This is a genomic window from Rhodococcus sp. SJ-2, assembly GCF_053750035.1.
Window position 1 is genome coordinate 3,161,561 of sequence record NZ_CM132340.1, and the last position, 12,629, is coordinate 3,174,189.

12 protein-coding genes, 2 pseudogenes and 1 riboswitch are annotated in these 12,629 nt (G+C 65.9%); of the genes and pseudogenes, 5 read left to right on the forward strand and 9 right to left on the reverse strand.

Going from position 1 to position 12,629, the window contains the following annotated elements; translation table 11 throughout:
* Positions 1-11: 11 nt before the first annotated feature.
* From ACSYG9_RS14810 to ACSYG9_RS14820, 3 genes and pseudogenes are all read left to right on the forward strand, one after another.
* Positions 12-251, forward strand: a pseudogene (locus ACSYG9_RS14810) (hypothetical protein); the annotation flags it as partial.
* Between the two features lie 44 nt (positions 252-295).
* On the forward strand, positions 296-1,396 hold the full coding sequence (locus ACSYG9_RS14815; protein WP_440123369.1) for an ATP-binding protein: 1,101 nt from the start codon (positions 296-298) through the stop codon (positions 1,394-1,396).
* A pseudogene (locus ACSYG9_RS14820) lies at positions 1,378-2,059 on the forward strand (response regulator). The gene ACSYG9_RS14815 and the pseudogene ACSYG9_RS14820 overlap by 19 nt, the downstream one beginning before the upstream one ends.
* Positions 2,060-2,085: 26 nt before the next feature.
* Here ACSYG9_RS14820 and ACSYG9_RS14825 read toward each other — a convergent pair.
* From ACSYG9_RS14825 to ACSYG9_RS14835, 3 genes are all read right to left on the reverse strand, one after another.
* The gene (locus ACSYG9_RS14825; RefSeq protein WP_440123370.1) at positions 2,086-3,744 is read right to left on the reverse strand and encodes a DNA repair helicase XPB; all 1,659 of its coding nucleotides are present in this window, start codon (positions 3,742-3,744) and stop codon (positions 2,086-2,088) included.
* A gap of 286 nt (positions 3,745-4,030) precedes the next feature.
* Positions 4,031-4,198, reverse strand: a complete 168-nt coding sequence (locus ACSYG9_RS14830; protein WP_440123371.1) for a hypothetical protein — start codon at positions 4,196-4,198, stop codon at positions 4,031-4,033.
* Positions 4,199-4,510: 312 nt separating this feature from the next.
* Positions 4,511-6,787, reverse strand: a complete 2,277-nt coding sequence (locus ACSYG9_RS14835) for a helicase-associated domain-containing protein (RefSeq protein WP_454838882.1) — start codon at positions 6,785-6,787, stop codon at positions 4,511-4,513.
* Between the two features lie 60 nt (positions 6,788-6,847).
* Between ACSYG9_RS14835 and ACSYG9_RS14840 the strand changes: the two genes are divergently transcribed.
* Positions 6,848-7,036 carry a hypothetical protein gene (locus tag ACSYG9_RS14840; RefSeq protein WP_440123373.1) on the forward strand — a complete coding sequence of 63 codons (189 nt, stop codon included), beginning with the start codon at positions 6,848-6,850 and terminating at the stop codon, positions 7,034-7,036.
* A 105-nt stretch (positions 7,037-7,141) separates the two neighbouring features.
* Here ACSYG9_RS14840 and ACSYG9_RS14845 read toward each other — a convergent pair whose 3' ends face one another.
* The 3 genes from ACSYG9_RS14845 to ACSYG9_RS14855 form a co-directional block, all read right to left on the reverse strand.
* Positions 7,142-7,729, reverse strand: coding sequence for a resuscitation-promoting factor Rpf1 domain-containing protein (locus tag ACSYG9_RS14845; protein WP_440123374.1), 588 nt, complete (start codon positions 7,727-7,729; stop codon positions 7,142-7,144).
* A gap of 9 nt (positions 7,730-7,738) precedes the next feature.
* Positions 7,739-7,866, reverse strand: a riboswitch (cyclic di-AMP (ydaO/yuaA leader).
* Positions 7,867-8,200: 334 nt separating this feature from the next.
* The gene (locus tag ACSYG9_RS14850; RefSeq protein WP_440123375.1) at positions 8,201-8,593 is read right to left on the reverse strand and encodes a YccF domain-containing protein; all 393 of its coding nucleotides are present in this window, start codon (positions 8,591-8,593) and stop codon (positions 8,201-8,203) included.
* Positions 8,590-8,937 carry a hypothetical protein gene (locus tag ACSYG9_RS14855; RefSeq protein WP_440123376.1) on the reverse strand — a complete coding sequence of 116 codons (348 nt, stop codon included), beginning with the start codon at positions 8,935-8,937 and terminating at the stop codon, positions 8,590-8,592. Before ACSYG9_RS14855 ends, ACSYG9_RS14850 begins: the two co-directional genes overlap by 4 nt.
* Before the next feature lie 48 nt (positions 8,938-8,985).
* Between ACSYG9_RS14855 and ACSYG9_RS14860 the strand changes: the two genes are divergently transcribed.
* Complete coding sequence (locus ACSYG9_RS14860) at positions 8,986-9,396, forward strand: cold-shock protein (protein WP_308198756.1); 411 nt, start codon at positions 8,986-8,988, stop codon at positions 9,394-9,396.
* Positions 9,397-9,495: 99 nt separating this feature from the next.
* On the opposite strand, the gene ACSYG9_RS14865 is transcribed toward ACSYG9_RS14860, so the two are convergent.
* The 3 genes from ACSYG9_RS14865 to ACSYG9_RS14875 all read right to left on the reverse strand — a co-directional run bounded on the left by ACSYG9_RS14865 (position 9,496) and on the right by ACSYG9_RS14875 (position 12,588).
* Positions 9,496-9,990 (reverse strand): DUF2771 domain-containing protein, encoded by a 495-nt coding sequence (locus ACSYG9_RS14865; protein ID WP_440123377.1) that lies wholly within the window; start codon positions 9,988-9,990, stop codon positions 9,496-9,498.
* A complete protein-coding gene (locus ACSYG9_RS14870; protein ID WP_440123378.1) occupies positions 9,987-11,702 on the reverse strand; it encodes an MFS transporter in 1,716 nt (571 codons plus the stop codon). The genes ACSYG9_RS14865 and ACSYG9_RS14870 overlap by 4 nt, the downstream gene beginning before the upstream one ends.
* Positions 11,703-11,796: 94 nt before the next feature.
* Positions 11,797-12,588 carry a glutaminyl-peptide cyclotransferase gene (locus ACSYG9_RS14875; RefSeq protein ID WP_440123379.1) on the reverse strand — a complete coding sequence of 264 codons (792 nt, stop codon included), beginning with the start codon at positions 12,586-12,588 and terminating at the stop codon, positions 11,797-11,799.
* Positions 12,589-12,629: the final 41 nt, after the last annotated feature.

A 12,629-nucleotide genomic window follows, 5' to 3' on the forward strand; every position in this document is an offset into this window, starting at 1 on the left:
TCGGGAATCTCCTGCCTTCAGGCGGGAGAGGCGTTAAGTATCTGGTCCTGTCCAAGCGAGCGACTCCCGTCGTGGGACTGATCCTCGTTCCCGTCGCGTTCGGCCTGATCGCAGGAGCTGGTACCGGTATCGGCGACATGATCGTCGGAGGAATCGAATCCCTTGCTCCGACTGCGGCCTTGTTGTTCTTCGCGATCATCTTCTTCGGGATCATGATCGACGTCGGTTTGTTCGATCCGCTTGTGCGGCTCTGCGCAGCGATCTCGGTTATGCCGCGCTCGTCGCGCTCGGTGCCTTGGCATTCGGGACCGTCGGCTCGATTCTGCTCGCGAATCGGTGGAAGACGCTCACACTCGGACTCGAAACCGATCAGCTCGCGGAACTCGTCCGGGAGCAGGAGGTCGTCCTTCACGGGATTTCCGATGGCGTGGTCGCGACTGATGCGGGTGGAACCGTCACCGTGGTCAATTCCGAAGCGCGGCGATTGCTGAATCTGCACGGTGGTGCAGGTGATCCGGTCGAGGAGATCGGGATGAGTCCGCGCCTGTTGGACATTCTGCACGATTCGCAGAGCGCACCGGTCGCTGCGACCGCCGGGGACCGTGTCGTCGTAGCGGTCGCGCGGCGGGTGATACGGGATCGAAAGGATCTCGGCACTGTGATGTCGGTGCGCGACCGCACCGACGTGGAGAACCTCACGCGTGAACTCGGAGCCGTACAGTCGCTCACGACAGCGCTCCGCGCGCAACGGCACGAGTTCGCCAACCTACTCCACCTGCTGAACGGACTTCTCCAGCGGGGTCGTACAGAGCAGGCCGCCGACTTCATCGAGCAGATCATCGGGTCGGGGCCACTGGGACAGCACCTCGAGGGCGTCGATGCTCTCGCCGACCCCTACCTGCACGCCTTCCTCACCGCGAAGGCGGCTCACGCCCGGGAGAACGGTGTTCGCCTCGTGCTGGGGGAGAACACATGGGTGCACGGCGTGCTGCGCGTACCCGTCGATGTCACCACTGTGCTCGGGAACCTGTTGGACAATGCGATCGAGGCAGCCAGGGAAAGCCGGCGACGGCCTGCGGAGGTGGAGGTGGAGCTCGTCGAGGATGCAGCGGATCTGCACATTACGGTCGCCGACACCGGAAATGGTGTTGCCGCTGGGCTTTCCGACGTGTTCGAGGAGGGCGCCACCACCCACACCGCCAGTGGGGTTCCGGGCGGACGGGGAATGGGTCTCGCATTGGCACGGCAGATCGCACGCGAGCACGGCGGAGACGTGCACCTGGTCGAGCGTGGCGGACGTCGAACACCGGACAACCCGACCGGCGGCGCGGTGTTCCTCGCGGTGCTCGCCGGAGTTCTCGACGAAGGAGACACAGGGTGGGCAGATCAGATCTGACGGTGCTCGTCGTCGACGACGATTTCCGCGTCGCCGAACTGCACGCGCAGGTGGTGTCGGGTGTCCCCGGATTCACGGTCGCGAATGCGGTGGGCAGTGTCTCTGCGGCGGAACGCAGTGCGAGAGAATCCGGTCGACCTGGCACTCGTCGACGTGTATCTACCCGACGGTTCGGGGATCGATCTGATCCGTGAACTGGATTGCGACAGTTTCGTCCTTGGCGCAGCCGGAGAAGGGCCCACCGTGCGGCGGGCACTGGCTGCCGGGGCGCTGGTCTACCTTGTCAAACCGTTCTCCAACACCGAATTGGCGCGCAGGCTCGCCGCGTATGCGCAGTACCGTCGCATCACGTCGTCGGCGGAACTGACCCAGACCGAGATCGACACGGCCCTCGCGGCGCTGCGTCCCGTGCTGCCGTCATCGGACACCGCCGCACTTCCGGCGCGTTCGGTCACCAAAGAGCTTGTGATGAAATCACTTCGGGAGTCCGAATACCCGATGTCGGCCGGGGAGGTCGCGATGGCGACGGGGGTGTCGCGCGCGACGGCTCAGCGGTACCTCGCGGCACTCGTCGCGAAAGGGAACCTGCGGATGCAGCTGAGATACGGCAGCACGGGCCGCCCCGAACAGGAGTACCGGCTCGTCCGCACCGACAAAGCCTGAAAGGATTCGCCGCGTGGTCCGCTTACTCAGCCGATCTGCGGCCCCAGTAGGTCGTCGGCATCGGTGATCCGGTATGCGTAGCCCTGCTCGGCAAGAAAACGCTGGCGGTGTGCGGCGTACTCGGCGTCGAGAGTGTCGCGGGAGACCACCGAGTAGAAGTGCGCCTGCCCCCCGTCCTGCTTCGGGCGCAGCAACCGTCCGAGACGCTGGGCCTCTTCCTGCCGCGACCCGAACGTGCCCGACACCTGCACCGCGACCGACGCCTCCGGCAGGTCGATCGAGAAGTTCGCGACCTTCGAGACGACGAGGACGTCGAGTTCGCCGTTGCGGAAGCGATCGAACAGTGCCTCACGTTCCTTGCTGCGCGTCGAACCCTTGATCACCGGGGCATCGAGGGCTTCGCCGAGTTCGTCGAGCTGATCGATATAGGCGCCGATGACGAGCGCGGGGGAGTTGGGGTGACGAGCGAGGATCGACTTGACCACTGCGTTCTTGGTGCGAGCCGTCGAGCACAGCTTGTAACGTTCCTCCGGCTCGGCCACCGCGTACGCCATCCGCTCTGCGTCGGTGAGCGTCACGCGCACCTCCACGCAGTCGGCAGGGGCGATCCACCCTTGTGCCTCGATGTCCTTCCACGGCGCGTCGTACCGCTTGGGCCCGATCAGTGAGAACACGTCGCCTTCGCGTCCGTCCTCTCGCACCAGCGTGGCCGTGAGACCGAGACGACGTCGGGACTGCAGGTCGGCGGTCATCCGGAACACCGGTGCCGGAAGAAGGTGCACCTCGTCGTAGATCATGAGCCCCCAGTCGCGGGAGTCGAACAACTCGAGGTTGCGGTACTCGCCCTTCGTCTTGCGGGTGATCACCTGGTAGGTGGCGATGGTGACCGGGCGGATCTCCTTCTTCTCGCCCGAGTACTCGCCGATCTCTTCCTCGGTGAGCGAGGTGCGGGCGATCAGCTCGCGCTTCCACTGCCGTCCGGCGACGGTATTCGTCACCAGGATCAATGTGGTGGCACCGGCCTTCGCCATGGCGGCCGCGCCCACCATCGTCTTGCCTGCCCCGCAGGGCAGTACCACGACTCCCGAACCGCCGTCCCAGAACGAGCTCGCGGCCATCTCCTGGTAGTCGCGCAGATGCCACGGATGCGTCTCGAAGTCGAGGTCGATGCTGTGCGCTTCACCGTCGACGTACCCAGCGAGATCTTCGGCAGGCCAGCCGACCTTGAGCAACATCTGCTTGAGGCGGCCGCGTTCGCTCGGGTGGACGATCACGGTGTCGTCGTCGATGCGTGCGCCGAGCATAGGAGCGATCTTCTTGTTGCGCATGACCTCGGCGAGCACCGCATTGTCGAAGCTGACGAGTGTCAGTCCGTGGGCGGGATTCTTCACCAGCTGAAGGCGGCCGTATCGGCCCATCGTGTCGACGATGTCGACGAGCAGCGGCTGAGGCACGGCGAAGCGAGAATAGGTGACCAGCGCGTCGACGACCTGCTCGGCATCGTGGCCGGCCGCGCGTGCGTTCCACAGGGCCAGCGGAGTGACCCGGTAGGTATGGACGTGCTCGGGTGCGCGCTCGAGTTCAGCGAAGGGAGCGATGGCCTGCCGGGCCGCGTTCGCCTGCTCGTGGTCGACCTCGAGCAGCACGGTCTTGTCGGACTGGACGATGAGCGGTCCGTCGGCCACGAAGCCTCCTGGTGAGAGAATGTAGAACTCTTCCATTGTCCAGATGCGGAGGGCGGCGCGCCACCTGCGCGCCGCCCATGCGTCCGGACATCACCAGAGGAACATGATCAGTTCGTCAGCGATCGGCGCACCTCCATCACGCACACGAGAGCCTCCGAAATTCCGGAACGATATCCGGCGTCCTTTTCGGAGGAAATCATCACGGAATCCAATTCTCCTTCGAGCCTTTCCTGAATTCTGTCCAGGGCGTGGAGTGTCCGTTTCATTTCGATACCGTCTTCTTATCTCATACCGGTGTTCTGATCACTCCGGCTCGTTCGTCGAGTACGAATACTCGTGCACGGGCCAACGCTGCCCGATGACCGTTGCTGTGCGCGTCGGTTCCCGCGGATCGTGACGGCAGGTCACGGATCTTTTCGTACAGTGCCTCCAGCACTGCGGTTTCGGTGTTCATGGCGTGCGGTTCTCAATTCCGCTTCCGCTTACGAATGAATTCCCCGGCCGCTGCAGCCTTCTCACGCTTTTCTGCCCGGCGCTCCTTCATGGACTGCGCGGGTTTCTTGAGTGTTTTTCCCTTGTCGGCCATTGTCGCTCCTCATTTCGAGTGGCAATTACTCAACGAGCCACACCATACGTCAAATCCTGGAAAAAGCCAGTTTGCGAAAAATCGATTCGATTTCCGCGCGTGCATATCCAGGTCGGCGATCTCTCGCAGTCGGTGTGACCGTTGCCCGATGCGGCCGGACTGCTGGGGGAAACGGGAGGTTCAGTCGACCAGCGCTACCGACGAGACGCGATGGAGCACGAAGCTGCGCACCGAGCCGGTCGCGGGGTCGAACGCTTCGAGCTGCCCGCCCGCGACGCTGACCGGATCGACGATGCGACGGGTCGCGGTGCCCTGAGCATCGACGTACCCGAGGGTCACACTGCGTTTCGCGTGCACAGCCAGCTGCAGCAACGCCATCGTGGCCGCACCTCCCGTCCGGCTTCCGTCTCCGCGCACCGGTTTGCCTGCCGGCGCGGAGGCGGCACGATCGCCCGCACGCAGGGTGCGTACGAGTGTCTCGAGCTGTTCGTCGTTGGGCGGCAGAGGGCCGGCGTATCTGGGACGCGACCGCGGCACGACCAGCCGTGCGCCGCGCGGACGCAGATCCAGCACCGCACCCGACGCATCCTCTCCCGCCGGTGCGAAACCGGCCGCTCGCAGCGAGGTGAGTACCTCGGCGAGGGGTGCCTGCGAGATCGCGACCGTCGGGGCGACCGCGCGCAACGCCAACGTCGCCGCGACCGGCGCCGCGAGCACCTCTGCGAGAAGTGCCGGATCGTCGGCGCGCACGAACGACGACGCGATGCCGGCACGCAGGCGACCGTGGCGCCGTGCTACGTCGTCGATCAGGTAGGTCAGAGATTGGGGGACGGGTGTGCGCGAATGGGCCGAGAACAGGGCGTGCAGATCACCGGCACCCATGCCCGCGTCGAGCGCACGGCGCACACTGCCCTCACTGATCCGGTAGACGGTGGCGGCTCCGGCCGATTCGACGTCGGCGACAAGCGCGACCCGCCCGGCCAGTTCCGCGACGAGCGGACCCGGAGCGACGACGGTGAGGTCGGCCTGGACGAGGACGTAGTCGACAGGCTCGGGGAGTGCGTTCGCCATCTCCGCCTCGGCGTCACCACCGTGGAGCAGGGCCTTGCCGGGTGAGCCGAGGCTGCCGTGCGCGACCAGTGCGAGTGCGGTGGCTTCACGAATCGTCTCGGACACCGTCTCATTACCGAAGTGACCTGCCGACCGCGGCCGCCGCCATGCGGCAATGGCCTGCACCTCGGCGGTGGTCGGCGTGACGTGGTCGGCGAGAACTTCGAGGAGCAGTCTGCGGTCGTAGGCCGCGGTCGGGGAGTTCACCTCCTCGGACAGGGCTGCGATCGGCTTGTCGTTCTGATCCCGGCGCCCGATCAGCCATGGCCGTCGTGGTGCGTCGAGCCACGCGCCGGCGAGTACCGCCCAACGATGCGCGGTGTTCGCGGTGAGCCATCCGTCCGCCGAGGTGGTGGGAGCCCAGTAATCGTCGATGTCGCCCGGTGGGGCAGGGTCGGGATTGCCGCGTGCGACGAGTCCCGCAGCCGCGAGCACCTCGACAAGCAATGCGGTGTGGTCGTCGGTGAGGTCCAGTGCCTTGGCGAGTCGGTGGAGTTCGCGAACCCCGAGGCCACCGGAACGCAGCGCGGGAGCGGGTTGTCGGCCCAGTGCGGTGACCAGGCCCTCGCAGTGACGCAGCAGCTCGAGGGCGGCGCCTGCGGCGGTGCTGTTCGTGTCGGTGGCAGCCTTGGTGCCCGCCTCGACACTCGGGGCGAGCAGCGATGCCGGATCGAACGGTGCTTCGCCCCGTAGTGCTTGCCCGACCTTATGAGGAAGTTCGACCGTCTCGTCGTCGATGCGGGTGAGCAACCCGGACGCCAGCAGCCTCTGGACGGGCCGGGTCTCGTCGGAGCCGGGCGCGGCGTCGCGGGTACGCCCGATGGGTGACGTGCGTGCCAGGGTGTCGAGGATGCCGCGCTGTGCAGGGTCGAGTTCGGCGAGGACGACGTCGAGTTCCTCGCGGGTGAACGCGTCCGTTTCGGGGGTGCGCCCGACCCGCCACGGCACCGCTTCCACTGCGGCCGCAATCAGACGCAGACCCTCGGGTGTGTCCCACACCAGCAGGACGGAACGCAGCCGGTCGAGAATCCGATCGACGGCCTTGGCGGTGATCCGTCCCCGCAGATCATCGACGAGGGTTTTTCTGGCCACCGCCTCGTCTGCAGCTCCGAGACGGGCAAGTGCCTCGATGATTCCGAACTCGGCGGTCGTGAAGTCGTTCGCTGCGCGGAACACCGAAGCGCGTTGACGTGCGCGGTTCGCAAGCACGCCCATGGACGCGGGTGGGGGCACCACCAGATCGGGTCGCGAGCGCAGAAGCTCGACGAGTTCCGTGTCGCGGCGATCGGACAGCCACTGGGCGAGCGAGTCCGATGCGGCGTCGGGGGTGGGCGTGGCGGGTGTCATCCGCTCCAGATTAGAGACCTGAGATGGCCTGAGACGAACTCACCTGCCAAAATGAGCGTCATGGCTGACAAATCGAAGAACCTCTACGTCGATCGCGGATGGCCGGAGTTGGCAGATGGCGACCATGCGGTCACCGAACTGTCGTCGACGCGTTCGGGTCCGCTCTCCCCGTACGGCGAGGACGCCGTGTTCCCCGTCCCGGCGGACGAGCTTCCCTACACGCACCCGCACACCGTCATCAACCGCTGAGTTCCTCGACACCGAGGCCTCCTCGGTTGTCAGGCTCCCCGACAACGAAGAACCCCCGCACCGAGACCGGTGCGGGGGTTCTTTGCTGATGCTGCTGAGTGCTGCCTACTGGGGCAGAACGGCGCGGACCGCGTCGAGGACGGCCGGGTCGAGCGCAATACCGGCGGCCTGCAGTGCGTCGACACCCTGCTCGAAGCCGTCGATGATGCCCTGTGCCTCGGCGGGCAGCGCCGGAACCTCGGCGAGCTGCGGAACCGCACGGTTCTCGGTGACCGGCGCGGGCGTGGACTGAGCGGGGGCGCTGGGGGCCTCACGCTGTGTCGGAGCGCTGGACAGTCCGAGGCTCGAGGAGCAGGACGGCCATGCGCCCCAGCCCTGGCCTGCGAGGACACGCTCGGCGACGACGATCTGCTGGTCGCGGCTGGCCTGGTTGGCGGTGGGTGCGTATTCCTGGCCGCCGTAGGCGTTCCAGGTGCTCGGCGAGAACTGCAGGCCGCCGTGGTAGCCGTTGCCGGTGGCGATGGCCCAGTTGCCGCCGGACTCGCACTGTGCGAGGCGGTCCCAATCGGAATCGGGTGCTGCGGCGGCGGTGCCGCTGAAGGCGACACCCGTGACGCCGAGGACGGCGCCGGTCAGCGCGAACTTCGCGACGGTCCGGCCGGTGTTGGTGGGCTTGCGATGGCGTCCGCTCATGTCGGTTCCGTTTCCTCTCCGCACGCGCCTACGAGGTCAGCTGTCGGGTTCGGACTGAAGAGGTAGTCCGGCCGTTGCGCTCGTCGAGCGCTCCGGCTTCACCCCAAGGCCTGCCGCGTGTGCGGCGGGCCGGGCCTCCGGGGAAGCGTCCCGGCGGGGGCCGGGGTGCTTCCGAGGGAGACCGGTTGGGTCCCCCGTTTCCTGTCCCTCGTGGATCGTTCGTCGGGATAACCGGACTTCCGCGGGACAGGAATTTGGCGCGGCGGGCCCGGGTTGGTTGGACCAGGCGGTCCGACCGATGACGACGGTAACGGTCCGGTGGGCGAGTGTCACCAATTGGTAACGCGCGACCGGAAGCGGTCTCGAGCTTGTACTGGGGCTATTCCGGAGTGAACTCGCTGGTAGTCGCGCGAGTAGCCTCCGAAACCCGTTTCGAGCCCGCGCTGTTATCAGCTCGTTATGTGATTAAGGTCACAGGTATGTTGGGCGTGCATCGACGGGAACAATGTCTTTCCCGAGCGGCATCAGAGAGATCGGGATCATCTTCAGGTTCGCGATCGCGAGTGGAATACCGATGATCGTGATGGCCATGGCGATCGCTGTCGTGATGTGTCCGAGGGCCAGCCAGATGCCGGCGATCACGACCCAGATCACATTCCCGATCAGCGAACCGGCCCCCGCAGTCGGCTTGTCGACCGTTGTCTTCCCGAACGGCCACAGCGCATAGACGCCGATGCGGAACGAGGCGATACCGAACGGGATCGTGATGATGAGGATGCAGCAGATGATGCCGGCGAGGAAGTATCCGAGCGCCAGCCACAAACCGCCGAAGATCAGCCAGATGATATTGAGAACGACCCTCATGAACCGTTACCGCCCTTCGAGCGCCGACCTGACTGCAGAGCGAACGCGATTGCCAGCGCGAAGCCGAGTGGCCACGCGAGAGTGAGCAGGAAAAGCACGAGACCCGGCTTGCCGTCGGTGACGATCGGTGTCAGGAAGATTGCGACCACTGCCACGATGCCCACCACGAAGCACGCGATGGCTGCGTTGAACAGGCCCCGGCGGGGTGCACGAGCAGAATCGGAAGAAGAGTTACCCACGACGACTACGGTAGTCGCCGGCAGTCGGGGGCGGAATGTGCGCCGAGGTACACTGAACGCGTCTGCGCGTCCCGCTCGATGAGTTTGGGGCGCGTTGTTTTGCATGTCCATATCGTGCCCTCGGGCACGGCCGTCCAGGAGCAGGTGAGCGCGGTGCCGACCGGCAAGGTGAAATGGTACGACGTCGAGAAGGGCTTCGGCTTCCTGTCTCAGGATGAAGGCGAGGACGTCTATGTTCGCGCGTCGGCGCTCCCCGAGGGTGTCGAGAGCCTCAAAGCGGGCCAACGCGTCGAATTCGGAATGGCCGTCGGTCGTCGCGGACCCCAGGCGCTCAAGGTCGAATTGCTCGAGAAGCCGTCGTTGCGGCAACAGGCCGGACGGCGCGAGGCACCGGCGCGTGAGCGACGCTCGCCCGACGAGCTGCACGGCATGGTCGAGGACATGATCAAGCTTCTCGAAGTCGCGGTCCAGCCCGACCTACAGCGTGGGCGCTACCCGGACCGCAAGGCTGGACAGCGGATCTCCGAGGTCATGCGAGCCATCGCCCGCGAGCTCGATCACTGAACGGACCACGAGGACAGAAACGCCGAATGCCGTATCCGAACGAATCGGATACGGCATTCGGTCTTCACCGGACCGAGGAGTGACCTCGGCCGGGCCGCGTCAGAACGTCTGGACAGCCCACACGGCGTGAGCGATCGGCTCGCCGGCTTCGTCGACCACAGCGGAGGGCAGCTGGACTTCCACGCCGAGCAACTGCAGAGTCGGGTCGCTCGGCACAGTGATCGCGCGCTGCTGTCCCGGCTCGACCATGATGCCGTCGAGGAACGTCTCGCCCGTCTGGAGATCGCCGTACACGGCGATCAGACGCCACGGCGCACCGGAGATCTCCGACGGCAGCGACAGCTGAAGCGGGAATCCGGCGCGAACGGGGAGCTGCGTGATCGGATTCTCGACGCAGTCCTCGAGATTGATGTTGCAGTGCTGTGTCGGAGGGACCGTGACCGAGTTTCCGTCTCCGAAGGCTGTGATCTCGGGCAGTCGCGGCTCGGCCGAGTCGACGAGTCTCCACACCACCGCGCCGATACCCACGGCGACCACCACCAGGACTACCGCGATCAGCGCGATCGCCTTCTTCGTCCGGGCTTGCAGATTCATCGGCTCCCATTTCGTGTCGGCTGCCCATCCGTGCGTACTCGACGCTCGTCGGCAGATTCGGTGGAGGCGTGCTCGGGCCTCCTGCCGCCCAGGCCGGGCAGCAACGTCTTTCCACGGTAGGTGAGCAGGGTCTGCGTGAAACCGAGAACCAGCACCACCGTCACGACCGAGAATCCGATCCACAACTCGGTGGGAAGCAGAACTCCCATGGCGCCGCCCAGCACCCAGCTCAGCTGCAGGACGGTCTCGGACCGGCCGAATCCGGACGCAATGGACTCCTCGGGCAGGTCCTGTTGCAGCGAGGCGTCGAGCGAGACCTTCGCGAGGGCGCTGGCGCAGGCGGCGACCAGCGCGGCCAGGGCAGCGGCGAGCACGTGGTCCGTTGCAGCGACGATCGCCGCCACGACGACTGCTGCGGCCACGCAGCGCACAACGATCAGGGCCGGACGGCCCAACGCCATCCGTGCGCCGGTCGCATTCCCCGCGAAGTTCCCGATCGCGGCAGCAGCGCCGACGAGACCGAGCATCGCAGCCTGCATGAGCGGTGATTGTTCGGTGGTGCTCTTCGCTACGAAGGCGATGAACAGGGTGAGGAAGCCGGTGAGCACACGGATGGTGCCGTTGCCCCACAACCCCGTGACGACCGTACGGCCGAGCGGCTGCCTGTTCTTGCCGCCGGGGGAGAGCACCTCGGTCTTGGTATCGAGCACCTCGGTGCGGGCCTCGGACCCGCGGTACGACAATGTCGCGGGTACCTCACCCTCGGTGACTTCGACCCAGGCCGGTATCCGCATGCTCAGGTACGCGCCGAGAACGGTGATCGCGGCACACAGCCACAGTGCGCCCGCCGAATCGAATGCCCACGCCGCTGCACCGGCAATTGCTCCGGCGCCGAGGGTGCCTCCGACCAAGCCGAACACGGTGAGTCTGGAATTGACACGCACCAGGTCTATCTCGGGTGGCAGTACGCGCGGCGTGACCGCGGATTTGAGCACCGCGAACGATTTGCTGAGCACCATCATTGCCAGCGCGGCGGGATACAATGCCCAGCTGTCGAAATTGAAGATCAAGACGATCGCGAGAACGGTCCGCAACCCGAACGACGTCGCCAGCGCCACGCGACGACCGTGCTGAAGCCGGTCCAGGAGCGGACCGATCAGCGGGGCGATGACGGCGAATGGTGCGATCGTGATGAGCAGATACAACGCGACCTTCGTCTTGTCCTCACCGGTCGCGGCCGAGAAGAACAGTGTGTTCGCCAACGCCACTGCCATCGCGGCGTCGGCTGCGAAGTTCGCCATGGTCGCGTACATCAGTGCCGTCAGGCCCGACTTGTCGGCGCCGTCGGCGGTTGCGGCCCGACGGAACGTGGCGATTCCTTTGTTCGTGAGCTCTCGGCTTCGGAACGCAGCAACGCGCGTCACGGTGAGTTTGCGGGGCATCCTCGGTGCGCGGGGCCCACTGGTGTCATCCGCGCGGTCGTCCTTCGTGTCCGAGGAGTCCTTCGACGGTCCGGTGCCTCGCCCCGCCGCGCGCTTGTCGGTGTCTTCGGGGCCCGAGCGGTACGACTCGTCTATCGGATGCAATGGCGGCAACGGTGTGCGGCGCGCAGAAGTGCGGCGCGGAGGCGGATAGTTGCTGTACCCCGGATGCCGAGAGCCCGGGGCACGATCATCCGCCTTGTCGGCAGGTCGCTCTTCCCGTTCGGTCACTCTTCGATTCTTCACCACCGCGCACCTGTTGTGCAGTCGGGCCGGTTGTCGCGTCGCTCGCAATGCCCGGACGTGCGGGCTGCGCGTGCCACCCTCATGGGACGAACCGGACTTCGAACAGCGTCGGCCACAACTTGCCTGTCACCAGGAATCGGTCCGTACCGGGGATGTGGGCGATCCCGTTCAAGACGTCCACATTGTCTCGATCGGCTTCGTCGAGTCGGTTGCGCAGGGCAGACGCGTCGATCGTTGCCTCGACCCGCCCGGAATCGGGATCGATCCGCACGATCTCCTCGGTCTTCCACACGTTCGCGTAGACGGCGCCGTCGTCGGTGCATTCGAGTTCGTTCAGGTTCGACACCGCACGGCCGTCGCGATGTACCGTCACCCGTCCCAGTTCGGCAAACGTGTCCCGGTCTCGGAACGTCAGGTCTGCGGAGCCGTCACTCATCACGAGTCGAAGGGGTTGGTCGCACAGACCCCAGCCCTCACCGTCGTAGTCGATGCGTTGCTGCTCGGTCAGAGTGTCGCGGTCGCGGACGAACGCCACACCGTCCTTCCACGTGAGCTGCCACACCGCCGTGTCGGTGACGGTGATGCCTTCCCCGAACATGTCGTCGGGAAGTGGCACCCGGATGCGTTCGGTGGGTGAGTCGAGTGGGCGGGCCGACAGCCATGACGTCCCCTCACGCCCGGTGCCCTCGAACAATTCACCGCCGTCCAGTTCGAGGCCCTGGGTGAATGCCGCCGGATCGTGTGGATGCTCCGCAACGACCTCGACGCGTAGTCGATCTACGGGTGGCCCGGTTTCGTCGACGACGGTGTCGCTGCATCCCGCGGTCAGGAGGACGAGTGCGAGCACGAAGGTAGCCGGTCGACGCGTCATGGGGTTCATTTTCCCGGTGTTCTCTCCTGCTTCTTCTCAGC

What these genes read in the sequence shown, in the direction of transcription:
- ACSYG9_RS14830 (WP_440123371.1), bottom strand. Translation starts at nt 4,198, where the DNA reads ATGAACACCGAAACCGCAGTGCTGGAGGCACTGTACGAAAAGATCCGT.
- ACSYG9_RS14835 (WP_454838882.1), bottom strand. Translation starts at nt 6,787, where the DNA reads ATGACACCCGCCACGCCCACCCCCGACGCCGCATCGGACTCGCTCGCC.
- ACSYG9_RS14840 (WP_440123373.1), top strand. Translation starts at nt 6,848, where the DNA reads ATGGCTGACAAATCGAAGAACCTCTACGTCGATCGCGGATGGCCGGAG.
- ACSYG9_RS14845 (WP_440123374.1), bottom strand. Translation starts at nt 7,729, where the DNA reads ATGAGCGGACGCCATCGCAAGCCCACCAACACCGGCCGGACCGTCGCG.
- ACSYG9_RS14850 (WP_440123375.1), bottom strand. Translation starts at nt 8,593, where the DNA reads ATGAGGGTCGTTCTCAATATCATCTGGCTGATCTTCGGCGGTTTGTGG.
- ACSYG9_RS14855 (WP_440123376.1), bottom strand. Translation starts at nt 8,937, where the DNA reads ATGCAAAACAACGCGCCCCAAACTCATCGAGCGGGACGCGCAGACGCG.
- ACSYG9_RS14865 (WP_440123377.1), bottom strand. Translation starts at nt 9,990, where the DNA reads ATGAATCTGCAAGCCCGGACGAAGAAGGCGATCGCGCTGATCGCGGTA.
- ACSYG9_RS14875 (WP_440123379.1), bottom strand. Translation starts at nt 12,588, where the DNA reads ATGACGCGTCGACCGGCTACCTTCGTGCTCGCACTCGTCCTCCTGACC.